Annotated in this window: 12 protein-coding genes; all 12 read left to right on the forward strand. The window is 36.3% G+C overall.

Annotated elements, in window-relative coordinates:
• Positions 1 to 25 precede the first annotated feature (25 nt).
• The 12 genes from KIT27_00345 (at position 26) to KIT27_00400 (ending at position 25,154) form a co-directional block, all read left to right on the forward strand.
• Positions 26 to 238: a helix-turn-helix domain-containing protein gene (locus KIT27_00345; GenBank protein ID MCW5588085.1), complete on the forward strand. Its 213-nt coding sequence runs from the start codon at positions 26 to 28 to the stop codon at positions 236 to 238.
• Positions 222 to 2,252 carry an N-6 DNA methylase gene (locus tag KIT27_00350; GenBank protein MCW5588086.1) on the forward strand — a complete coding sequence of 677 codons (2,031 nt, stop codon included), beginning with the start codon at positions 222 to 224 and terminating at the stop codon, positions 2,250 to 2,252. The genes KIT27_00345 and KIT27_00350 overlap by 17 nt, the downstream gene beginning before the upstream one ends.
• On the forward strand, positions 2,249 to 3,502 hold the full coding sequence (locus tag KIT27_00355; protein ID MCW5588087.1) for a restriction endonuclease subunit S: 1,254 nt from the start codon (positions 2,249 to 2,251) through the stop codon (positions 3,500 to 3,502). The genes KIT27_00350 and KIT27_00355 overlap by 4 nt, the downstream gene beginning before the upstream one ends.
• Positions 3,499 to 6,477: a type I restriction endonuclease subunit R gene (locus KIT27_00360; GenBank protein MCW5588088.1), complete on the forward strand. Its 2,979-nt coding sequence runs from the start codon at positions 3,499 to 3,501 to the stop codon at positions 6,475 to 6,477. The genes KIT27_00355 and KIT27_00360 overlap by 4 nt, the downstream gene beginning before the upstream one ends.
• Before the next feature lie 40 nt (positions 6,478 to 6,517).
• Positions 6,518 to 8,191 carry an AAA family ATPase gene (locus KIT27_00365; protein ID MCW5588089.1) on the forward strand — a complete coding sequence of 558 codons (1,674 nt, stop codon included), beginning with the start codon at positions 6,518 to 6,520 and terminating at the stop codon, positions 8,189 to 8,191.
• Entirely contained in the window at positions 8,178 to 9,356 is a 1,179-nt protein-coding gene (locus KIT27_00370; protein MCW5588090.1) for a UvrD-helicase domain-containing protein, read from the forward strand. Before KIT27_00365 ends, KIT27_00370 begins: the two co-directional genes overlap by 14 nt.
• Positions 9,353 to 12,760, forward strand: a complete 3,408-nt coding sequence (locus KIT27_00375; GenBank protein ID MCW5588091.1) for a TM0106 family RecB-like putative nuclease — start codon at positions 9,353 to 9,355, stop codon at positions 12,758 to 12,760. The genes KIT27_00370 and KIT27_00375 overlap by 4 nt, the downstream gene beginning before the upstream one ends.
• Before the next feature lie 682 nt (positions 12,761 to 13,442).
• Entirely contained in the window at positions 13,443 to 14,324 is an 882-nt protein-coding gene (locus tag KIT27_00380; GenBank protein MCW5588092.1) for an integrase domain-containing protein, read from the forward strand.
• Between the two features lie 97 nt (positions 14,325 to 14,421).
• Complete coding sequence (locus KIT27_00385; GenBank protein ID MCW5588093.1) at positions 14,422 to 14,631, forward strand: helix-turn-helix domain-containing protein; 210 nt, start codon at positions 14,422 to 14,424, stop codon at positions 14,629 to 14,631.
• Positions 14,632 to 14,770: 139 nt separating this feature from the next.
• Positions 14,771 to 16,303 (forward strand): MFS transporter, encoded by a 1,533-nt coding sequence (locus KIT27_00390; GenBank protein ID MCW5588094.1) that lies wholly within the window; start codon positions 14,771 to 14,773, stop codon positions 16,301 to 16,303.
• A gap of 18 nt (positions 16,304 to 16,321) precedes the next feature.
• Positions 16,322 to 17,218 (forward strand): proline iminopeptidase-family hydrolase, encoded by an 897-nt coding sequence (locus KIT27_00395; protein ID MCW5588095.1) that lies wholly within the window; start codon positions 16,322 to 16,324, stop codon positions 17,216 to 17,218.
• On the forward strand, positions 17,208 to 25,154 hold the full coding sequence (locus KIT27_00400; GenBank protein MCW5588096.1) for an amino acid adenylation domain-containing protein: 7,947 nt from the start codon (positions 17,208 to 17,210) through the stop codon (positions 25,152 to 25,154). The genes KIT27_00395 and KIT27_00400 overlap by 11 nt, the downstream gene beginning before the upstream one ends.

Consider the following 25,154-nt stretch of genomic DNA (forward strand, 5'->3'; position numbering starts at 1 on the left):
TCTAATTTTATAGAAGCGTAGAAAAATGGCTGAAAAAATTTTGACCATTAAAGAAGTTGCTGCTTATTTGAAGGTGGCTGAAAAATCCATTTATCGGCTGTTAGCACAGGAAAAATTTCCTGGTTTTAAAGTAGGTGGCACATGGCGTTTTAGGAAAAGTGAAATTGAGCATTGGATAAATACGCAATCGATAAAAATGCTTGATGATAAGGGAAGCGAAGATGAAAAAAGCGAATAGCAAAAAAATACAAAACCTGAGTTCATTCTCATGGTCTATAGCTGAAATATTGCGAGGTGATTTTAAACAGTCTGAATACGGTAAGGTTGTTTTACCGTTTGTTGTTTTGCGTCGTTTGGATTGTATTTTAGAACCTTCAAAAGATGCAGTCGTTGTTGCTTATGAAAACTTACCCAAAGGGATTGATGATCATACTAAAGACATGATGTTGTTTGGTGCAGTTGGCGGAGGGCTAAAAGTTTATAACTACAATAAGCTCGCTTTTAGTAAAATTCGAAATCAAGATCCAGGTGATATTCATAAGAATTTGTTAGACTATGTAACTAGCTTTAATGCTAGCGTTCGCGATATCTTCCTTGAAAAATTTCTCTTTACCGATCAGCTCAAACGTTTAAAGGATGGTGGCATATTATGGCAAGTATTCGATCGTTTCTGCCAGATAGATTTGCACCCTGATAACGTTTCTAACATAGAAATGGGGTATCTTTTTGAAGACTTGATTCGTCGTTTTTCTGAAATTTCAAATGAAACGGCGGGAGAGCACTTTACACCTCGTGAAGTTATCCGCTTGATCGTTGATCTGCTGTTAATTAATGATGCTGAAGCGCTGGCTGGCTCAGGTATCATTCGCACTGTCTATGATCCCGCTTGTGGAACTGGGGGTATGCTTGCGCTCATGGAAGAAGCGATGAAAGAATATAATTCAAAAATTCGAGTTGAACTTTATGGGCAGGAATTAAACCCCGAATCTTTTGGCATATGTAAATCAGATATGTTAGTGACAGGCCATAACCCAGAGCAAATTGCATTCGGTAACACGTTAACAGAAGACGCACATAAAGATAAAAAATTTCACTACATGCTTTCTAATCCACCGTATGGGGTAGACTGGAAAAAATACCAAGATCCTATTAAAGAAGAAGCTCAAGAAAAAGGGATGGATGGGCGTTTTGGCGCTGGGCTACCTCGAATATCTGATGGCCAGTTGCTTTTTTTGCAGCACATGATTTCAAAAATGCGAGATGATGAGGCAGGTTCGCGCATTGGTATAGTCATGAATGGTTCGCCTCTTTTCACGGGTGGTGCCGGTTCCGGTGAAAGTGAAATTCGTCGTTGGATGCTAGAAAATGATTGGGTAGAGACGATTATCGCGTTACCTACCGATTTATTTTATAACACCGGTATTCAAACTTATGTTTGGATGCTCACGAATAAGAAGGACAAGAACCGTAGAGGCAAGGTGCAGCTCATTGATGCAAGCAGTGAACGATTTTGGCAATCCATGCGAAAAAGTCTTGGTAGCAAACGCCGAGAAATTCCCGACCAGGCACGTGATGACATCGTTAAAATTTATCATGAAATGCTCAATGGCGGTGGCGATTGGAGCGACTTTTCTAAAATTTTTGAGGCAGAAGAGTTCGGTTATCGAGAAATACGTATTGAGCGACCATTAAAGCTAAATTTTGAATGTAGTGAAGAGCGATTGGAATTGCTTCAACAAGAAAAAACTTTTCTAAAGCTCTCTGACACAGAGCAGCGAGAGTTGTTAGCAGCACTTAATAACAAAACACTAAAACAACAATTTAAAAATCGTGACGCATTTGAAAAAGCACTTAAAACAGCATTGAAAAAATTAAGTTTTAAATTAACTGCATCGTTGAAAAAAGTGATTCTTACAGCGCTTTCAGAGAAAGACGAAACGGCTGACGTTTGCTGTGACGCTAAAGGCAATCCTGAACCTGACACCGATTTGCGCGATCATGAGTTGGTGCCGTTGAAAGAAGATTGGCGAGAATATATTGAGCGAGAAGTAAAGCCGTTTGTGCCAGATGCTTGGGTGGATGAAAATCATAAAGATGCCACCGACGGTAAAGTGGGTCGTGTCGGCTATGAAATTAATTTCAATCGCTATTTCTATAAATATATACCGCCACGTCCTGTCGCAGAAATTGATGAAGAACTTAAACAACTGGAGTCAGAGATTGCTAGTCTACTCAAAGAGGTAGCCTCATGATTCATAATGCAGATAAAACATTAATGGACTGTATACCCAGCTCATGGCCTAGGTTAAGGGCGAAGTTTTTGTTTAGAGAGAGAAAAGAACTGAGCGTCGATGGCTCTGAAGAATTGCTTTCTGCTTCTCATATCACGGGCATAACAAAACGTTCAGAAAAAGAAGTTGGTATGTTTTTAGCCGAAACAAACGAAGGTTATAAAATAGTTAAAGAGGGAGATGCTGTAATAAATACTATGTGGGCTTGGATGGGCGCCATGGGAGTCAGCACTATTGATGGTATTATTAGCCCGTCTTATGGGATTTATTATCCAGTAGTCCGTGATATGGAGGCAAGATATTATGATTACCTATTTCGCTGTCAACCTTTTGTTACAGATGTAAACCGCCGATCTAAGGGCGTTTGGTCATCCAGATTAAGATTATATCCAGATGCCTTTTTAGATATGTATCTTCCTGTCCCAGATAAGGATATCCAAAAGCAAATATCCGATTTTCTAGATATAGAGATTGCTAAAATAGATGAGCTAATAGCTAAGAAGCAGAGGCTTCAGTCTCTCATTCGTCCTAAGTGGGAGGTAATGATATACAATTCATTAACAAACGATGACACACAGAGAGTGCGCTTTGGTTTTGTTACAAAGCGTAAACAGAGTAATATAATACGCCAAAATGATCAAAATTATATTCCATTAGGGCTTCTCAATAGAGGCAGAGGAACTTTTAAAAAACCTGAAACTTCTGGAAAAGATCTCGGTGATTCTAGGTTTTTTTGGATTGAGCGCGGAGATTTAATATTAAGCGGACAATTTGCCTGGGAGGGTGCTGTCGCTTATGCAGGAGTTGATGAAACTGGTTGTGTAGTATCTCATCGATATCCAATTTATGTAGGCATAAGAGGGGTGTGCACAAAATATCTTTTTGCCTTCCTTAGAACCGAGCCTGGGCAGTTTATATTATCTGAAAGTTCTAGGGGTGCTGCTGGTAGAAACCGCCCATTGAATACAAATTTGTTAGAAAAAGAAAAAATACCTATACCAAATAGAAAAGTCCAAGAAGCTGTTGGGAAGTTAGTTGATTATGAGAAACAGTTATCCATTAGAATGACTGCGTCTATAGAAAGGTTATGTGAGTATAAAGCTTCTCTTATTACGGAAGCTGTAACAGGCCAACTAGACATCAAATCTTGGAAAAAAGGAGGCAACACTGATAAGCGCCTCGATAATATTGAAGAGGCAATGCGGACATGACAGAAACGACTAAGCGAACTTATTCTCAAGATACCATCCGCCGAGAAAATGTATTGCAATATCATGTGATTGACCAGCTTGTCGCAAATCAAGGATATGTTCACCGTACCGCAGATGATTTTGATTGCAGTTTATCGCTTGATAAAGAATTAATAATAGAATTTATCAAATCTACCCAAGCTGAAGAATGGAAACGCTTGGAAGAACAGTATGCTGCTAGTGCTGAAAATGAATTTTTTAAACAGCTAGAAAAAGCCCTAAAGTCTCGCGGAACGCTTGATGTGCTGCGTCAAGGTATCAAATTAATTCCTGGTATTAAGTTTTCGCTTTGCTTTTTTAAACCCGCCTCCGGTATTAATGAGGATCTGTTGCAACTTTTTCAATCCAATATTCTTTCAGTGATTGATGAGCTGAAATACAGTGATAAGCATGACAAGCGTATTGATATTGGCTTGTTTGTAAATGGCATTCCGCTAGCAACTATTGAATGTAAAAATCAATCAACCGGCACGACGTTTCGTCACGCTGAAAAACAATACCGCACTGATCGTTCTCCAGCCGGTGAGCCATTATTAACGTTTAAACAAGGCGCATTGGTACATTTCGCAATGGACGATGACAATGTTTCAATGACGACACGATTAGCAAATGGCAAAACTCGATTCTTACCCTTTAACCGTGGCCATAATGGTGGTGCAGGAAACCCTGATATCCCCGATGAATTTCGTGTTGCTTATCTCTACGCGGATCAACCAATCGGTAAAGCTATCTTTTCGCGAGATATTTTGCTGGATATCATTGGACGATTTATGCATCTGGAAGTAAAAGACGGTAAAGAATCAATGATCTTTCCGCGCTTTCAGCAGTTAGATGCCGTGTTAAGGTTACTGAGACATGCCAAGAATCATGGTCCAGGGCATAGTTACTTGATTCAGCATTCGGCAGGTTCAGGTAAATCGAATACCATTGGTTGGACTGCCCACCGTTTGATTACCTTACATGATCAAGATGATCAACCGGTATTTAATACGGCCATTATTGTGACCGATCGTATTGTATTAGATCGACAATTGCAGAATACGGTAGCACAGTTTGAGCAAACCAAAGGTGTGGTAAAGAAGATTGATGGCACATCACGACAGTTGAAAGGGGCCATTCAGCAAGGTGCGCGCATTATCATCACTACTATTCATAAATTTTCGACTGATCACCTGAAAGAAATTTCTGGTCAAAGTAAGCGTCGTTTTGCTGTGTTGATTGATGAGGCGCATGCTTCACAATCGGGTAAACACGCTGATAACCTATCTAAGGCTTTAGCACGTGAAAATAGTGAGGATAGTGCTTCAGATATTGAAGATATGATTGCTAATTACCAACGCCAGCGTGGACCACAACCTAATATTAGTTATTTTGCTTTCACAGCTACACCACGCAATGTCACTTTAGAACGATTTGGAACAAAGGGGCCAGATGGGCTACCGCATCCATTTCACCTTTACTCAATGCGTCAGGCAATTGAAGAAGGTTTTATTCTTGATGTTCTGCAAAACTACATGACCTACAAGCAGTACTACAAACTAGAGAAAGCGATTGAGGACGATCCAGAATTACAGGGACGTAAGACACAGCGTCGTGTCGCCAGATTCGCAACATTGCACCCCACCGCAATTGCTCAGAAAGTCGAAGTGATTGTAGAACACTTCTGTCGCCATGTTATACGAGAGCTGAATGGCAGAGGCAAAGCCATGGTGGTTGCTCAGAGTCGCGAACATGCACTGAAATACTATTTTGGTATTAAGAAATATATTGAAGAAAAGAAATATGTGGGCGTGAAAGCATTGGTTGCTTTCTCCGGTGAACTTAATCTGGATGGAGAGACCTATACTGAAGCCGAGATCAATGGTTTTTCAGAAACACAATTACCGGAAAAATTTGATAAAGATTTTCAGTTGCTGATTGTCGCAGAAAAATATCAAACGGGCTTTGATCAACCCAAGTTATGTGCGATGTATATTGATCGCAAGTTAGAGGGTTTGCAAGCCGTGCAAACACTTTCAAGACTGAACCGCACTGCGCCTGGTAAAGATTGCACTTATGTGCTCGATTTTCAGAACACTATTGAAGATATTCAAAATGCGTTTCGACCTTATTATGAAGTAACTTCTTTGGAGGAAGTGTCTGACCCTAATCAAATTTATGCATTGGAAGGCCGTATTAAATCATTTTCCATTATTGATGAAGATGAGGTTAATCGATTTTCTGAAATATTCTATAAAGGGCTCCTTGATCCGCATGACAGAATTACGCTTGAAAAGCTGGTTAAGAATGCCGTCCAGCGTTTTGAGTATGAAGAAGAAGGAAGAAAAGAAGAATTTCGCCAACTGCTCAAGAGTTATATGCGCTTTTACTCTTTTGTGGCACAGGTCATGAGGTTGCAAGATACATCGTTAGAAAAACTTTTTTCTTATGCTTCATGGCTAAGTCGCCTGTTACCTAACCGTGAAGTGCCGCCAGAAATTGAAATCACAGACGATATGGTGCGACTCCAGGCATTTAGAGTAGAAAAAAAAGAGCAAGGTTCTGCTTCGTTATCTTCTGGTTCAACGTCACCTCTGTCAGCCATTAAAGAGTTTGGTGCTAATCCTTATACGGAGGACGAAGAGCGCTCATTATCTGAAATTATAAATTCATTTAATCAACGCCATGGGACAGAGTTTACAAAGGAAGATTTTTTGCGTTTTGAGCAAGTGAATCAAGAAATATTACGTGATGATGATTTGAAAGATATGTTACGAAACAATCCGCCGGATGTTGTATTTGGCGCTTTTTCACAGGCTTTTTTTGAAAGTGCTATTCAATTATTTCAACGTGATAACCAATTACAGAATATCGTCATGACAGATGCTGAGGCGCGCAATAAAGCGATTAAGCATTTCTTTAGTCGAGCCTTGAGGGAGGTTGGTCATGATAAATGAACTAATCCAAATAATTTATCACATAGTCTTATAGGGTGGCATGATGGAAGGGATCTGCATTGAAAAAATAGTAATTGAAAATTTTAAATGTTTTAAGGGTAGATTTATTCTTAACCTTAAACGAGGATTAAATATAATAGTTGGTGATAATGAGTCTGGTAAGTCTACAATTCTTGAGGCGACCCATGTGGCTTTAACAGGTTTATTCCATGGTAAATATTTAAAAAATGAATTAACACAATATCTTTTTAATAATGCGATTGTCACTGAATTTTTGAGAAAAATTAATAATGAAGAAACTAGAGGCGAAGCGATACTACCCCATATTTTGATAGAGGTATATTTTTCAAATGATCAATTTCCGTTATTTGAAGGTGATGGAAATAGCAGTAGAACGAAAGCGAATGGAATTTCATACAAAATAGCCTTTAATGATAAATACAAGGCGGAATATGAAAGCCTTGTTAAATCAGGTGAGCTTAAAACACTGCCAATAGAATATTATGAAATTTATTGGTCGTCGTTTGCGAGAGAAAGTATTACTGCAAGAAGTATTCCAATCAAATCAGCGTTGATAGATTCAGCGGCGTACAGGTATCAAAATGGTTCAGATATTTATATTTCACGAATCATTAAAGAGTTGCTAGATATTGATGATGTTGTAAATATTGCTCAAGCACATAGAAATATGAAAGATCAGTTCATGAATGATGGGTCAATTGCAAATATTAACAGCAAAATTCAAGAGGCCGCGAGTATTTCAAATAAGGAAGTTAAGTTATCAGTCGAGTTGTCATCTAAAAATGCTTGGGAAAATAGTTTGATGACATACTTAGATGAAGTGCCATTCCATTATGTGGGCAAAGGCGAACAATGTATTGTTAAAACTAAATTAGCACTTGGCCACAAAAAAGCACAAGAAGCAAATATTCTTTTGATTGAAGAACCAGAAAATCACTTATCACATACTCGTCTCAATCAGTTAATCAGTGAAATCAATAAAGATAATGAAAAGCAAATTATTATATCTACGCACAGTAGTTTTGTTGCTAATAAGCTAGGTTTAGAAAACTTAGTATTACTTAATAATCAGGAAAATTTTAGTTTAAATGATTTAACTGAGGATACTAAGAATTTCTTTAAAAAATTAGCTGGCTACGATACTTTAAGATTAATTCTATGTAAAAAAGCAATTCTTGTCGAGGGTGATTCAGATGAGTTAATAGTTCAAAAAGCATATATGTCTACACACCAAAATAGACTGCCTATTCAGGATGGGATAGATGTTATATCGGTAGGGACGGCTTTTCTAAGATTTTTAGAGATTGCCGATAAGGTAAAAAAAGAAATTGCTATTGTCACTGACAATGATGGAAATCCTGAAGTAATAAAAGAGAAATACTCTGATTATTTGGGCGAGAATAAAAAAGGTAATATAAAAATTTGTTTTGATGATGTTGTAGATAGCGGTGAATTTAAAATCAAAGATAAGCCATTTAATTATAATACGCTTGAGCCAAAATTTGTAAAAGAAAATGGTAATGATTTAAGCGTATTTAATAACATCTTTGGTGTGGATTTTTCAGAGATTGATGATCTGTATCGTTATATGTATCGAAATAAAACTGATTGCGCGCTGAAAATTTTTGATTCATCCGATGAAATAAAATTCCCACAATATATTTTAGATGCAATTACTGATGAACAAGGATAGTAAATTAATAATCGCTGCGGCTGGGTCTGGCAAAACTACTTTTCTAGTTAATGAAGCATTACAGAATAAAGATAGTAGTATACTGATAACCACTTATACTCAAGCTAATGAAGAAGGGATACGCAACAAATTTATTAAACTTAATGGGTGTATACCGAAAAACATTACAATCCAAACATGGTTTTCGTTTTTAATTCAACATGGTCTTAAACCTTTTCAAGGAAACTTTGATGAAAGTCTTTATGAATATGCTGTAAAGGGGCTGCTCTTAACTAATACGAAATCAGCGGTTAAATATATTAACAAAAAAGGTGTTCCTGTTTGCTACAAAGAAGATGAGTTGCTAAAGCATTATTTTTCACCTGAAAACAAAATCTACTCAGATAAACTTTCGAAATTAGTTGTTGGTGGTGGAGAAAAATTTAGGAAAAATGAAAATAGAAGAAAATTTGTTGAGCTAAGTCTAAATAGGTTATCTAAAATATACGGCTACATATATATTGATGAAATTCAAGATCTGGCCGGTTATGATCTTGAGATATTAAAGTTATTGTTTAATACTGATATTACCGTGTTAATGGTTGGTGACCCAAGACAAGTAACATATTTGACGCATAATGAGTCAAAATATAAAAAATATCGTAATGGTAAGATCGTTGAATTTATTAAAAGTGAATGTAAGAAAAATTTTCCTGTAGAGAACATAGATGAGATTAGTCTCAAATATAGTCATAGAAATAATTTCGCCATATGTCAGTTCTCATCAAAATTATATCCTGACTATCAAGCGCCAGAGCCATGTGCTTGCAAATTTTGTAGAAGCAATGACGATACTGACCATCGGGGAATATACTTAGTTAGGGAGGATGATATCAATAAATATTTATGTACATATAATCCAATGCAATTAAGGTGGGATAAAACTACCCAAGTTAATGAAGATTTCTCAGTACATAACTTTGGAGTTTCAAAAGGACTTGAATTCGAACACGTCCTTATTTATCCCACAAAGCCTTTTGTTACTTGGTTGAGAGAATCCAAAAAACTAGAATTTTCAAGTTTAGCCAAATTTTATGTTGCTATTACACGTGCCAAATATAGTGTAGGCATTGTATGGGTCGATGCTGATGAATTAAGTGATATACCTAACTGGGATGGGCAATGAATTATTTTAAGTATTCTCCTACAGACCTAACCCTCTTCATGCGCAGCCCATTCGCATCCTGGATGAATCGCTTTGTTTTGGAATTTCCTGAGAAAGCTCCTGAAAGAGACTCAGATGATGAACTAATGGAAGTACTTCAAAATAAAGGGTTTCAACATGAAAAAGCGCAAGAAGAATTATTGAAATCTCAAGGCCTATCAGTCCAGAAAATAGAAGCAGATACAATTGATCTGAAAAAACAAGCAATGTTAGATGCTATGAAAAATGGTTCAGATGTTATTGTTCAAGCTTATTTGGAAAATAAACAGTTTTTTGGATATGCAGACTTTCTAGTTAAAGTACCTGGCGAAAGCAAATTTGGCAATTTTCATTATGAAGTCTGGGATACAAAATTATCGCATAAAGCAAAACCTGAATTTATTATTCAGTTATGTTGTTATGCTGAGATGTTAGAAGCCATTCAAAATAGACGGCCTGATAATATTAGTATTGTCCTTGGTAATGGTGAAAATGAAAAATTAAAAGTCGACGATTATTTTTATTATTACCTCTCATTAAAAGAAATTTTCTTGTTGAGTCAAGAACAATTTGATTGTCGAAATACGCCTGATCCCGCCGATTCAAAAGATTGGGGTTGCTGGTCAAGCTATGCAGAAAAACTTTTGACCGAAAGAGATCATTTATTTCAAGTGGCTAATATTACAAAGGGTCAAATTAAAAAGCTGAATAAAGCCGACATCCAAACCACGCAACAACTGGTCAATACGAATCTTAATAAGCGTATACCTGGTATTAATCCAGCTATTTTAGAACGCCTTAAAACGCAGGCTGCTATACAAAAAGAAAGTATAGGTGAAGATAGACCGAGATATAAAATTATTACACCAGCTCCTGATGAAAAGTTAGGGCTTGCATTATTACCACCACATTCACCGCTTGATGTGTTTTTTGATATTGAAGGATACCCTTTAGAAGAGGGTGGTTTGGAATATTTATGGGGCTGCGCTTATTTTGATGAACAGGGTGAGCGATGTTTTAAAGATTTTTGGGCGCATGATCGAGAACAAGAAAAGCAGGCTTTTAAGCAGTTTATCGAATGGGTTTATGAGCGATGGCAACGTGATCCAACAATGCATATTTATCATTATGCCAACTATGAAATAGCGGCTTGTCGCAAATTAATGGGACGCTATGGAATATGTGAGCATGAGCTTGATCAGTTATTGCGAAATGAAGTATTTGTTGATTTATACAAGATCGTAAAAAGTAGTTTACTATTAGGTGAACCAAAATATTCAATAAAAAATGTAGAGCACTTGTACCGCGGTAAGCGTGAAACAGACATCGGTACCGGCGGCGACTCCGTAGTTGTTTATGAAAGATGGCGTGACTTATTTGCAAATGGCGTCGATACAAATCACTGGGAATCATCAGACATTTTGAAGAGTATACGTGATTATAATATTGATGATTGCAATTCAACTCAGGAGTTGGTCGCTTGGCTGAGAGGGCAACAGCAAGCAAATGATATTGTTTATTTAGGAAAAACAGAAGTAGTAGAGCCTGAGCTAAAAGTAGACGTCACGCAGCGCATTGAATTGCGATACCGCTTGATAAGCTCGGCGACACAAGCATTTTCTGAAGATCCGAAGCGTGCAACATTAACAGAAAATTTAGCTTGGATGTTGGAGTTTCACCGTCGTGAGTTAAAACCACTATTTTGGCGTTTATTCGATAGATTGGGTTTAAGTGAAGAAGAATTGTTTGATGATTTAGATTGCTTGGCATTTTGCAGGAGAACTGGGAGAGAGCCATTTAAGCCAACACCTAGAGCAAGAAATTTAGCTTATGAATATCAATTTGATGTTGATCAAGAGTTTAAAGGGGCAACGGATTATTTTTATTTATTGGGTCTTGAAGATGAAAATAAGAAGAGCATTAAAGTAAAATTCTGTGTTGAAGCAAGTGATTTAGAGCATGGATTGATTTGCTTACAATCGAAAAATGAACCACCTTCGGTTGTTACACTAATACCCGATGAATATGTTAATCCAGAGCCGATACCGCAAGCTATCTATCAATTAGTAGCTGATTATGAATCTGATAAACTTGATCATTGCGCCATATTGGATTTTTTAAATCGCGCAAAGCCAAGAATAAAAAATCATCATGGTGGTGCTATTGCACCTGCTCAAGATCCAAAAGAGAAACTACAACAAATTATTCATGCTGTTAAGCATTTAGATAACAGCTATTTACCTATTCAAGGCCCGCCAGGCGCGGGAAAAACTTACACTGCGAAACATGTTATTGCTGAGCTTATTAAAATCGGCGCTAAAGTTGGCATAGCAAGCAACAGTCATAAAGCCATCAATCATCTATTATTGAAAACAAAAGAATACTGTTCAGAAAATAATATTTCTGGAATGTTTGCTTGCACCAAAGATACTGATCCTAACTTGCGGACAGAAAATATTGCTATCTTAAAAAATAATGAACTTGCTCATCATGTAACGACATCCTGTGTCATTGGCACAACCGCTTGGGGCTACGCTAGAGATGATATGGCAAATCAACTGGACTATTTATTTGTCGATGAAGCAGGGCAAGTGTCAGTGGCTAATCTAGTTGCGATGAGTCGTTCAGCTAAAAATTTAGTGATCATGGGTGATCAAATGCAATTAGGGCAACCGTCACAAGGCACGCATCCTGCTGAAAGTGGACTTTCTATTTTGGATTATTTATTGCATGAAACACCAACAATTTCTGATGAAATGGGTGTGTTCTTAGGAACGACATATCGAATGCATTCTACAATCAACCAATTTATTAGTCGTTTTATTTATGATAGTAAACTTGAATCGCATCCTGATAATGATAGGCGTGTTGTTAAAGTGCCAGTTGGGTATCAAGGAAAGTTAAACAAAGAAGCGGGTATACTATTTGTCCCTGTAGAGCATGAAGGCAATACTTATGCTTCAGATGAAGAGGTCAGTGAGATTAAATCCTTAGCTACTGATTTGATCGGCAGAACTTTTTGTGAGGCGTCTGGAAAAACGCGATTGATTGCTTGGGATGATATATTATTTGTTGCTCCCTACAACTATCAGGTGAATAAGCTCAAGCAGGCGCTGGGTGAACAAGCGCGTGTGGGCAGTGTTGATAAATTTCAGGGACGAGAAGCACCCATTGTATTTTTGAGTATGTGTGCTAGTGATGCGAATGAGTCACCGCGAGGAATTGATTTCTTGTTTGATAAGCATCGAATTAATGTCGCTATTTCAAGGGCTCAAAGCTTGGCAATTGTAGTAGCAAATCCTCAAATAAAAAGTACATCGGCCAGCAAAATTGAACAGCTCAAGTTGATTAATTTGTTTAATGCACTTTGCTGTGAAGGCAGTTAAGCTGAAAAATTATTTTTTATGGTATTTCATCGCCCATAACAGGCAAAATAATCCTATTATTGGAGATGAAAAGTCAACGTTATGATCGAATTAAAGAAAACGACATGCCATGAAAGTCGTAGAGGCAAAAGCCTTTGGCACCCAAGATAGCTTTTTATAGGCTATCTGTTCACTCATTCAATCTGGTATCAACAGATCTTGCACAACTCATTAGGATTTATTCCTCTCTACTGGCCAGCTAAGCCTGGCGTCTCTAACAACTGTAAATCCGCAATGGATTTGATGGCGTGAGCTATTGCAGTTCACATTCACTACTAAGCTAGAACAGCTTATATCGTATGATGCAACCAACTGGCAACAGATTAATAGTCTGGGTTTTACACCGAGATAATTAATAGGCTTATGGCCTTGGTTGTTTGTTACACCAAAGCGATCTTGTATCGCACGTTGTTAACCCGCAAGGATTATCGCGTGGTGTACCATCACTAAACACAGTTTCATAAACGATATCCGAAATTATTTTTTTCTGCGCGTCACGTTAGCACAGAAATGTCTAACGTGACGCGCAGAGCGCGTTATAAAAGAAAACCTATTATTCAATAAGATAAATCACATTCAAATGAAAGAATACTCGTCACCATTCCGTGACGGTTTGCAAAACGATTATTAACCGAGGTGCAACATGAGTAAAAAACATAAAATGATTAGTTCAGTCATTACAACGATTAAAAATAATAAGGACGGCTCATATCGAACGCAGGATGATCGTCGGCATGCATTAATAAAGGTCGCGAAAAATTTACATGAGCTTGGGTATAAGCTCGACCACATTCGTTATATGAAACCTAAGCATATTCATGCTTTGGTGAAGCACTGGAAATCTAATGGTGATGATCCTGGCAGCATGAAAAATCGCATGAGCCATTTACGATGGCTCATGCGAAAATTTGACGGGAAAATTCACATGGTGCCTAGCAATGATGAATTAGGGATTCCTAAACGAAGTTACGTCAGTAATCAAGATAAGTCTGTTCAGTTAAGCGCTATGGATTTTGAGCAAATCAAAGATCCAATGATGCGCCATAGTTTGAAGGGTCAAGCCTTATTTGGATTGCGAATGGAAGAAAGTATTAAGCTTCAGCCTTTCATCGCTGATGCTGGACAGTTTCTCTATGTGCAAAAGACGAAAGGTAATCGTGAACGGATGATCCCCATTTTAACCAGCGAGCAGAGAGAATGGCTTGAAGCAGCAAAACAGTTAGCTCAGCATAAAAGCCATTCTCTCATCCCCACGGATACCAGCTATAAGAGCTATCGCAGTCGCTTTGACAAGGCTTGCAAGCGGGCTGGTATTGATAGCCGGCATGGTTTGCGGCACTGCTATGCGCAGCGTCGCTATAAAGAACTGACTGGCTGGGAGTCGCCAGTAAAAGGTGGTCCTAAATTGGCCGATATGAACTCAGAACAAAAACACTTGGATCGCGCTGCACGGTTACAAGTCAGCCTAGAATTAGGGCATAGCCGCCGCAACATAGTGAGTCAATACATCGGCGGAACGACATAAATATGTCGAATATATTGACATAATCTTTAACTTTGATATAATTTTAACCTTCAGTAGCAAAAGTGATAGTGCATAGGTAACGTTGAGGTACGAAGCCATGAGTAGCGAAAATAATACACAAGAGTTTGATTTATTAACACAAAAAGAAGCGGCGGCCATGATTCGCATGTCTGAGGCTTGGTTTGAGCGACAACGCTGGGAGCATAAAGGGATACCCTACATCAAAATAGGAGGGCGTGTGTTTTATGACAAGGAAGACCTGGTTAAGTGGGTTAAAAAGCAAAAAAGTAAGCCAGAGAATGGATAACTGGCAGTTGGCTTTATGGCGGCATTTAGGTTATTTAGGCTAATAATGACAAGGAAATACCCAGTAATCCTAAAGCTTAGGATTAAACCATGATAATATGTCAAATCTTAGTGACACAAATAGGACGGCAGTTTAAATTATGACTGAATGGAAGAATGATGAAGAAATAAACAGCCAAGGTCGTTGGTGGCTGTTATTTGCAATTAGCTTAATGGCACTGCTTATTAATATTGATTATACAGCAGTAAATTTAGCACTGGTTACCATTTCACGAGAATTGCATAGTTCGTTGAATACCATTCAATGGATTTTAGCTGCTTACGTGCTTGCTTGGGCTGCGGTGGTGATTCCTGCGGGGAAAATGGCTGATATCCATGGGCAGCGGCGATTTTGTATAACAGGATTACTATTATTTATAGTAAGTTCCATAATAGCAGGGCTTGCTCCGACAACGCCTGTGTTGATTATAGCGAGAATATTGCAAGGTCTAGCGGCTGCTATTTATATTCCCACGGTATATGGATTAATTATTTCTAGCTTTGCTCAAAAAGAGCGAGGCTTAACGATGGGACTGATTAGTATTGGCGTTGGGATCGGGATGGCATTAGGCCCAACCTTTGGTGGTGGCTTGTTAGCATGGTTGGGCTGGCGTTGGATATTTTATATAAATATTCCTATTGCATTATTAGCACTCTTGATTATTGCTAGGACTACGCGATATCACAAATTTACTAGAAGCCATGCTAAGTTTGATGGAATAGGCAGCATTATTTTAGGAGCGGCGGTTGTATTTTTAGTCGTTTCCTTGAGCAAGGTACATTACTTCACGTTTTCTGCATGGAATTTATCAATATTATTGTTATCAATATTGTTGATTTTAATTTTTATTTTTTGGGAAAAAGGGCGCGCATTTCCAATTATCCCACTTAGTTTATTTAAGCAGCGTTCATACTTAGGCGTTATTATCGGAATCTTTTTGGAACAATATGCGTTTTCTGCTCTTATTGTGATGCTTGCTTTATATTTGCAAAAAGTGCAAGGCTATTCCGCGTTAGAAGCCGGTATTATTTTCTTAGGCGTCAGTTTGGTATTTGGATTTATTGCTGCTTTCGGTGGTTATTGGGTAGATAAACGCGGTGTGAGGTTTCCTGCGGCTATAGGTTTTGTAACGTTATCTCTAGGATTATTGCTTTTTGTATTGCTTACTAACAAAGCACCATTATCAATGCTTATTTTCATATTACTGATTATTGGTATTGGCATGGGTGTAGCATTTGCGGCTATTCGTGCGGGACTTGTTAAGTCACTCGATAAAGAAAAAATTGGTATAGGATCAAGTTTATTTTTATTGTGCTCATTAGTTGGTAATACGCTAGGTGTTATTTTTACAACAATTATTTTCGAGGTTGTCAGTTTTTCTGATTTATTAGGCAAACTTAAAAAGCATACGGACTTGTTACCGACGCAAATTAATCAAATTCGCCAAGCAATTGGCCATGTCGGAGAAACGCATTATAGTTTTACGGCCTTTTCCCCATCATTACAGCATAAGGTTTTAGAATTATTTCCAACTGCCATTCATCATGGTGTTAATGTGGCGCTATCAATTGCAATGTTGATGGCGATATTAGCAGCAATAACTTGCTATCGATTAATAGCAAGGGAAGTATAAATTTAATGGAGGATGTTTATGTATGATAAAAGTGACGGCTTCATTCCGGTCAAGGGAGGGAAGATTTATTATGTTTTATATGGTAAAAAAAATGATAAACACGCGCCATTGATTATTGCACATGGTGGCCCAGGCTTTTCTCACGATACGCTTGAAGTTTTAGCTCCTTTATCAACGGATAGAACACTTATTTTATATGATCAGTTAGGTTGTGGACGTTCAGATAGGCCAAATGATAAATCTTTGTGGCAATTAGAGCGATATACCACAGAATTAGATGACATTGTTAAGTATTTTAATTTGAATCGTTACCATGTTTTGGGACATTCATTCGGTGGCAGTATTGTATTAGAGCATGGATTAACCCATCCCTCAAGTTTGCTGAGCATCACCTTGTCGAGTGCACTCGTTAGTGTAAAAGATTGGATTGCTGATACTAATATCAGAAAAAAAGAACTTCCAAAAGCTATACAGTTGGCGATTGAAAAACATGAAGCACAAAATACAACTGATAGCGAAGAATATAAAAATGCTATTAAAGAGTTTAACCGTCGGTTCTTATGTCGATTAGACCCTAAGCCTATCATTTATCAGAAAGCGTTAGAAAACTTCAATCTTGATATTTATGAAACTATGTGGGGGCCATCTGAGTTTAATTGTACGGGTAATCTCTCTTCATACGAAAGAGGGGATGATCTGGCTCAATTGGGTGTTCCCATATTATTATTGTGTGGTGATCAAGATGAAGTTCGCAAGGAGACTTTACAAAAATATATGAAGAATTTGCCATCATCTAGCGATATGTATGTGTTCCAGGATAGTGCGCATAATACCTATTTGGAAGTCACTGATAATTACATAGCTGTCGTGAAGCAGTTTTTAGAAAAGGTAGAGAGCGTACTGGATGAAAATTGAATCGTACAATGCAGAGATTCGCACTTGCTATTTATTGGGTTCAACAAACTTGCTTATTGCGTGTGCGGATTATTTGCTTTCCCATGCTTGGGTAATCAAGGGAGTTGTTACTCGGGATAGAGATGTCATTCAATGGGCAAATGAAAAATCGATTCAACTATATGAAAGTTCGCGTAAACGAGAGTTCTCTAGTGAACCTGTTGATTATATTTTTAGTATTATTAATGATGAAATTCTCAGTCAGTCGTTACTAGAAAAAACAAGATGTTTGAATATAAATTATCATGACAGTTTATTGCCCGATTATGCAGGTTTAAATAGCACCGCTTGGGCCATATTCAATAAGGAAGAAACCCATGGTATTAGTTGGCATGTTATTGATGATGGAATTGATACGGGACCAATTCTCATTCAAAAAACTGTCGAAATAAATTCAGTTTCTGAAACAGCGGAATCACTTAATATAAAATGTGCTTCTAAGGCAATTGAAGCATTTAAAGAATTAATTCATGAAATAGAACTATCTACTGTTACTGCACAGCAACAAGATCTATCTAAACGTACTTATTACCCTAGTAATAAAGCATTTTCAGGATTTGGTATCATAGATTGGAATTGCAAAGCAGGTCATATCGATCGAGTGTGCCGATCGTTAAATTTTGGTTCATACAATAACCGATTAACGTCTGCAAAGGTATGGTTAAAAAGAAAACTTTACGTCGTAAGTGAAGTTTTTGTTACAAAAAAAATATCTACAGTTGATCCAGGAAAAATTGCCGAAATACAAGATGAGTGTGTCTATATTGCAACTGCTGACTTTAACGTTGGAATCAAAACTATTCTTGATTTTCGCGGCCAATTAATTTGTTTTAAGGAATTGATCAATAAGTTAAATTTAGGCGTTAATGATAGTTTATCAGCGGAGGTAAGCTTATCAAAAACTTTAATCAGTAAAATTTCTAAAGCAAAGCTAGATGAGCAAATTTTTGTTGATAGATTTTCTAATTATAGCCCACCAATTCTTCCAAAAAATAATAGAGTCACGATAAATAACGATTTTCCCCTTATCAGTACTATACATTTGAATAATATTTCAGAAAATTATGATATTTTAATATCGTCTATTTTAACTTTTTTTCATAAAGCACTTTCTCAATCCGCCATATCAATTGATATTTTTAAGTGTAGAAATAATAGTGAGGAAAATATTTGCTTTTTGGGCTATACGCCGATTAATAGCGATTTTTTAAAAACCAAAAAATTAGCGGATATTGTGTCTAGTGTCGCATCTCAAATTACAAATAACCAAAAAAATATATTAAAAGATATTTTTATCAGATACAAAAAAACTATTGATATAGGGTCTAATAGAATTGCTTTTACAGACGCGGATGAAGATGACTTGTTAAGTGAATATCTCATTGTTTTTCAGTGGCGTAAGCATGACAAGCAATTAAATATTTATTTCAAGAGTGATTTAGCTGATATTGTTAATTCAGTATCATCAGGAATAGAGCATGTATTGCGGCAATATAATGCTAACAGGGAAATTTTTATTGATAAAGTTTCTATAGTTAATGATGCTGATTCTGAACGATTACTTAATGAATTCTCTGTTTCGAAGGAATCATTTAGAAAAAATGAAACCATTGTGTCTTTATTTGCAGAGCAAGTAAGGGAGAATCCAGAGGCTAATGCGGTTGTTATCGATGGAAATTCGGTTACGTATAAAGAGTTAGATCAAAAAAGCAATCAAGTTGCGTTAGTTTTAAAGCAGCAGGGTGTCAAGAAGGCTAGTATTGTGCCCGCTTACTTTGAAAGAAGTATTCATTTTATCGAGGGTATAATAGGTATACTCAAACTTGGTGCGGCATATTTTCCAATTGATTTTGAAACGCCAACAGAAAGAATTCAAGCAATCCTAGATGTCGTTGACGCAAGGATTATAGTCTCAGAAAAAAATTTAAAACAAAAAATAGATCATTTAAATGTATCATCGGTGTTTGTTGATAATCTACTGGAATCATCAGATCAATTTAATAGTCTACAATCGCCTTCAATCGATGCAAACGATTTAGCCTATGTAATTTATACCTCAGGTTCTTCGGGTAAGCCAAAAGGCGTTTGTTGTAAACATGGTAGTGTTATTAATCTGCTTGAATCATTTCAATCACTAAGGCCTCTTAAACCTGGAATGAGTGGAACACTTTGGACCTCGTTTGGCTTTGATGTGTCGATCTATGAAATCTGGTCTTGTTTGTTATATGGTTTAACACTACATATTTTGGCAGACAAACTGAGAAAAAATATAAAGGCATTGTTGCATTATCTGCATAATAATCGCATCCACTCATTATATTTGCCTGCTTATATTTTAGATGAGTTGAAGGATTTTTCTAAAGAACACCAACTAAGCTTGAAGCGACTATTAGTGGGTGTTGAGCCAATTGATAACGAAATATTATATGAAATCAGTAACAACATATCAGATATAACAGTAATTAATGGCTATGGCCCTACTGAAGCAACAGTTTGCGCGACTTTATATAAGGTTAATAATAAAGATTATAAAATCACACCTATTGGCAAGCCTATACAAAACAATATTGCATATATTCTGGATGAAAAAGTAAACCCTGTCCCAGTTGGATTTTATGGGGAACTATATTTGGGGGGTATGGGCTTGGCTGAGGGGTATTGGTCAAATGAAGACGAGAACAAGAAACGATTTATTCTTAACCCCTTTAATAATAAAGCAGCCAATAGATTATTTAGAACGGGCGATGTGGCTCGTTGGTTGGAAGATGGGAACATTGAGTTTTTTGGTAGGAGAGATGAACAATTAAAAATTCGAGGATTTAGAATTGAGCCTAGAGAAATCACAGCATGGATGAATAATTTTATTGGCATAAATTCTTCATATATTTGTGTTATAAACAATATACTGGTTGCTTATTTTGTCTCAGATGTAGAAGTTCAAGAAGAAAAATTAAAAGCGTATTTAAAGCGTTACCTTCCAGATTACATGATTCCAAATTATTTTGTATCTATTAAACATTTGCCAATGACACTAGATGGTAAAGTGAACAGAAAAGCTTTGCCAGATCCTGTTATTTCTTATCACCAAAAAAGAATAATTGTTTCACCTCGTAATGATATAGAATCAAAACTAGTAGAAATATGGAAAGATATATTAAATCAGGAGCAAATAAGCCTAGATGATGAATTTTTTTCATTAGGTGGTGATTCTATAAAGCTGATTAGAATGATTTCATTATCGGAAGATAATAAAATATTTTTTTCAATTTATGATGTTCTTAGATTGAAAACTATAAGAAAACTGGCTAAATCTGCTGATATAAAAGATGGGAGAAATAAATTATCGGTAACAGCATTCTCATTACTTGAGGCTGATGACAAAGAAAAAGTAAAATCATTGCCTGGTATAGAAGATGCTTATCCATTGTCTAATACTCAAATGGCTATGCTCTATTATGCTGAAAAAAATCAATCAAATTCGATGTATAAAACGGTATTCGGAATCCAGTTGTCAGGTAAAATAAGAGAAGATAAGGTTAAGGCGTGTTTAGAAATTATTTTACGCAATAATCAAGCGCTTCGAGCAAGCTTTGATTTATATCAATTTTCACAACCAGTACAGCTAATTTATAAAACTATTGACTTGCCATTTTCCTATTTGAATTGTACCAAAAAAAGCAAAGAGAAATATGATCAATATATTTCAAGTTGGTGGCATAATCAAATTGATGCTAAATTTGAACTATCGAGCGCACCATTAATTAGATTTTTCTTGTGCACACTTGATGATAACACGCATTTTTTAGGAATTGCCTATCACCATGTTATATTGGATGGCTGGAGTATCGCAGTTCTTTTGTCTAGTTTATTAAAGCTTTTGAACGCTGATGATCAAGAAGTTAAAGCACAAAGTTTGTTTTCAAATATTGGTATCCCACAATATCTAATCTCAGAACATGAGGCTGAAAAAAATATCGAATATAAACAATTTTGGAAAGATTACATTGACGGTTTTGACTATAAACTAGCTCCATTTATTAAGAAGGGGGCTAGTTCTACTTCGAGGCTATTATTGACTAAATCATTGTCTTTGTCTGAAGTTTATCTAGAAAAGATTTCACAGTTAGCTGATGAGCTTTCTGTATCAATTAAAACAATATTTATTGCAGTTCACCTAAAAGTGATTTCAGTATTAATGGGTAAAAAAGATATTATTACTGGAATTACAGTTAATGGCAGATTGCCAATAGATGGCTTTGACAAATCGCTTGGGGTTTTTGTTAGTGCTATGCCTATTCGAGTTGATCATTTTAGGAATAAAACATGGAAGCAATTGATTGAAACGGTTTATGCTAATGAAGCAAAAATTAATAAATATTCTTCCTACCCTCTGCCAAATATAATTGAAGCATCGAATCACTCAAACTTGTTTGACATATTATTCAATTATCTTGATTTCTATATTGTAGAAAATGCAAATGAACTATCAAGTCTGAAAATTAAGCAGATAAGCGTTTATGACCACACTAATTACCCATTATTGGTAAATTGTGAAAAGCTGCCTAACTCCGTTAATGTAAATTTTTTATATGACCCTAATAAAATACTCAAGGATGATGTATCAAGGTTGGTTTTGTATTATCAAACTACACTTGACGATCTGTTATCGAGTGCTGATTTAGACAATGAAATTAGTGCTCATCATATTATACCGAAAATTGAATTTAACAAGATAATAAATGATTGGAACGACACCAAGAATTTTAATATTGGGAAATACTCTATTATTGATTTGTTCTCTGAACAGGTTAAGAAATCGCCGAATAGAATAGCAGTAGCTTTTGAAGAAGAAGAAATTACATATTCCCAGTTAGATGATAGATCAAATAACTTGGCTAATTTACTTTCATCGAAAGGAGTATCTGACTTATCTGTAGTTGCTGTATCCATGGATAGAGGAATCAATTTAATTATTGTAATATTAGCAATTGTTAAATTAGGCGCTTGCTATTTGCCAATAGAGAAAGCACTGCCGATTAAACGTAAGGAATTCATTTTAAAAGACAGCGAGTCAGCGTGTTTGATTATCGATGATGAAAATAATGAAATAACTGAGCTGACAGATCCATTCATCATTAATTTTAATAGAATTTCTAATTCTATTAAAGTGCAAAAAAAGACTTTTTCTAAAGTCGCCCCTGACTCGCCTGCTTATATTATTTATACTTCAGGAACCACAGGCCTCCCTAAAGGCGTTGTTCAAACTCATCGAACTATCGTCAATTTGATTCAAGCAACTACAACTAATGAGAATAACAGCCTCAATACTATGCAATATTGCTCTATTAGCTTTGATGTGCATGTTCAAGAAATATTTTATGCGTTATTAAACGGATATACTTTGAATATAGCAACTGAGGCTATGAAGAAAGATGTAACCTTACTATTAAATTTCATCAAAGCGAATAACATTAACGAAATCTTCTTGCCAACCAAGGTATTCGAAATATTTGTTGAGATCATAACTGATGAGGTAACGAGTTTAACAAAAATTTACATCGCGGGTGAAAAGCTGAATGTAAGCAGAGCAGTTAAGTCTTTTATAAAAAATAGCCAAAAAATTAGGTTGGTTAATCAATACGGTCCAACTGAAACACATGTGGTGACTGAATCTTACCTTACAGAAAATAATATTACCAGTAGTTCAATAGGCAAGCCCATTGCCAATACAAAAATCCTGATTTTGAATCAAGAGCAAGAAGTTGTACCAATAGGTGCTTTGGGTGAAATTCATGTGGCTGGCTACGGGGTTTCTCCTGGTTATATGAATCGAGAGGATTTAACCAAGGAACGCTTTATCAAAAATCCTTATTATAGTGAATGGCATCAATCAGAAAATATTTATGCCATCTTATACAAAACAGGAGATCTGGCAAAATGGGATAAAGATGGCATATTGGAGTTTGTGGGGCGGCGAGACTTTCAAGTTAAGGTAAGGGGGTATCGTATTGAGCTAGCTGAAATCGAAACCATACTATCCCAATTTCCTAAGTTAGAACAATGCGTAGTGATATACTTAAATCATAAAGATGAGCAATTATTAGTTGCCTATTATGTTGCAAAAGAGGAAATACCAGATCAAACAATAGTTCAATACCTGTTCACTCAGTTACCCGAGTATATGATTCCGAGTGTTTACGTCTATCTGAAACAGATGCCGTTAACTTATAATGGTAAAATTGATCGTGCTCTTCTTCCTATTCCTAACTTAACTACTCTTAATAGAAAACAATACATAGCGCCGCGTAATGAAATTGAACAAATCCTTGCTGGTATTTGGCGTGAAATTTTGGGAGTGGATAAAATTGGTTTAAATGATAGTTTTTTTTCGTTAGGTGCACACTCTCTCAAGTTGATGCAATCCATTATTAAGATTAAACAGATTTTCAATATTGATGTCTCTATAGATGCAATTTTCAAATTTCAATCTATTAAGTCTTTAGCTGCTCATATACAAAGTATGTTATTAAGTGCCTATCCAACTAATTTTGAAATACCTGCCGCATCTGCTAACGATTTAGCACCAATTTCCCTTACCCAAGAACGTTTGTGGGTTGTTGATAAAAATATGCATGGTGATAGCCATCACTATAATATTCCAATGGCCTATCATTTAACGGGAGCTTTAAATGTTGAAGCATTAGCAAAAGCATTTCATTTACTAATTGATCGTCACCAAAGTTTGCGCACTTATTTTGTCGAAGATGAAGACGGCTCAGTCTATCAAAAAATAGTAGATTATGAAAAAGAAGGTAGTTACCCATTTGATATCCTAAAGTTAGATTCAATTGAAGAATGTATGGAAGTTCTTGGTCTGGAGTCACTTCATCAATTTAATCTTAAGAAACCACCATTATTTTATATTAAATTATTTTGCGTTTCTGATAGTGGTGAATATTATCTTTTTATTAATCATCATCATATCATTACAGATGGTTGGTCAATCCAAATATTATTAAGTGAAATATCTACATTGTATAATGTAATTTCCACTGGTGAAATCGATCCGCTAAAGAACTTATTTCCGTTGACAATTCAATATTCAGATTATGCTCGATGGCAAAGGGAATGTTTAAAAGGACGGTGCTTTAACCAATGTAAGGAGTATTGGCGAAAACAATTAAGCGATATGCAACCGTTATTATTACAAACCAAAGGATCTCGGCCAGAAAATTTTTCTTACAACGGTGCTCAATATCATTTTCAATTTTCAAAAGACCTGATGGATAAGTTAAAGCATTTTTCTTTTCAGAATGGTTGTACATTGTTTATGACTTTGCTATCTGGTTTTTCGATCATGTTAGGTCAGGATGCTGATCAAAATGATATCGTTATCGGGACGGCTGTTGCTAACAGAAATGCTCCCTACTTAGAAAACATGATTGGATTTTTTGCTAATATACTGGGCTTGCGTGTCAACTTACAGACATTGAATTATCGTCAGCTATTAATGCAAGTCAAGGAAACATGTTTAGCTGCCTATCAACATCAGGATATCCCATTTAAGGTTTTACTTGATGAATTAGGAATCGAGCGCCAAAAAAGTTATACACCAGTTTTCCAGGTGATGCTGTTGTTACAAGATAGTATTGGCGGCGATACATTATCTTTCAATGGCATAAAAACGGAAAGTGTATTTAGTCATAATGATACTAGCAAGCTTGATTTAATGCTGGGTCTTTCTGAAACAGAGTCAGGTTATCTTGGTATTTTTGAATACAATACTGATTTATTTGATTCAGATACTATTAAGCAAATGGTTTTTCGATATCAAAAGATCTTAAAAAAAATTCTCAAATCCCCAGATGATAGTTTAGATAGTATTACAAGGGGATAG

This window comes from Legionellales bacterium (genome assembly GCA_026125385.1).
Lineage (GTDB): Bacteria > Pseudomonadota > Gammaproteobacteria > JAHCLG01 > JAHCLG01 > JAHCLG01.

Coding starts and splice junctions, on each gene's coding strand:
- KIT27_00395 (MCW5588095.1), top strand. CDS start 16,322: ATGTATGATAAAAGTGACGGCTTCATTCCGGTCAAGGGAGGGAAGATT.
- KIT27_00390 (MCW5588094.1), top strand. CDS start 14,771: ATGACTGAATGGAAGAATGATGAAGAAATAAACAGCCAAGGTCGTTGG.
- KIT27_00360 (MCW5588088.1), top strand. CDS start 3,499: ATGACAGAAACGACTAAGCGAACTTATTCTCAAGATACCATCCGCCGA.
- KIT27_00355 (MCW5588087.1), top strand. CDS start 2,249: ATGATTCATAATGCAGATAAAACATTAATGGACTGTATACCCAGCTCA.
- KIT27_00350 (MCW5588086.1), top strand. CDS start 222: ATGAAAAAAGCGAATAGCAAAAAAATACAAAACCTGAGTTCATTCTCA.
- KIT27_00365 (MCW5588089.1), top strand. CDS start 6,518: ATGATGGAAGGGATCTGCATTGAAAAAATAGTAATTGAAAATTTTAAA.
- KIT27_00400 (MCW5588096.1), top strand. CDS start 17,208: ATGAAAATTGAATCGTACAATGCAGAGATTCGCACTTGCTATTTATTG.
- KIT27_00370 (MCW5588090.1), top strand. CDS start 8,178: ATGAACAAGGATAGTAAATTAATAATCGCTGCGGCTGGGTCTGGCAAA.
- KIT27_00380 (MCW5588092.1), top strand. CDS start 13,443: ATGAGTAAAAAACATAAAATGATTAGTTCAGTCATTACAACGATTAAA.
- KIT27_00385 (MCW5588093.1), top strand. CDS start 14,422: ATGAGTAGCGAAAATAATACACAAGAGTTTGATTTATTAACACAAAAA.
- KIT27_00375 (MCW5588091.1), top strand. CDS start 9,353: ATGAATTATTTTAAGTATTCTCCTACAGACCTAACCCTCTTCATGCGC.
- KIT27_00345 (MCW5588085.1), top strand. CDS start 26: ATGGCTGAAAAAATTTTGACCATTAAAGAAGTTGCTGCTTATTTGAAG.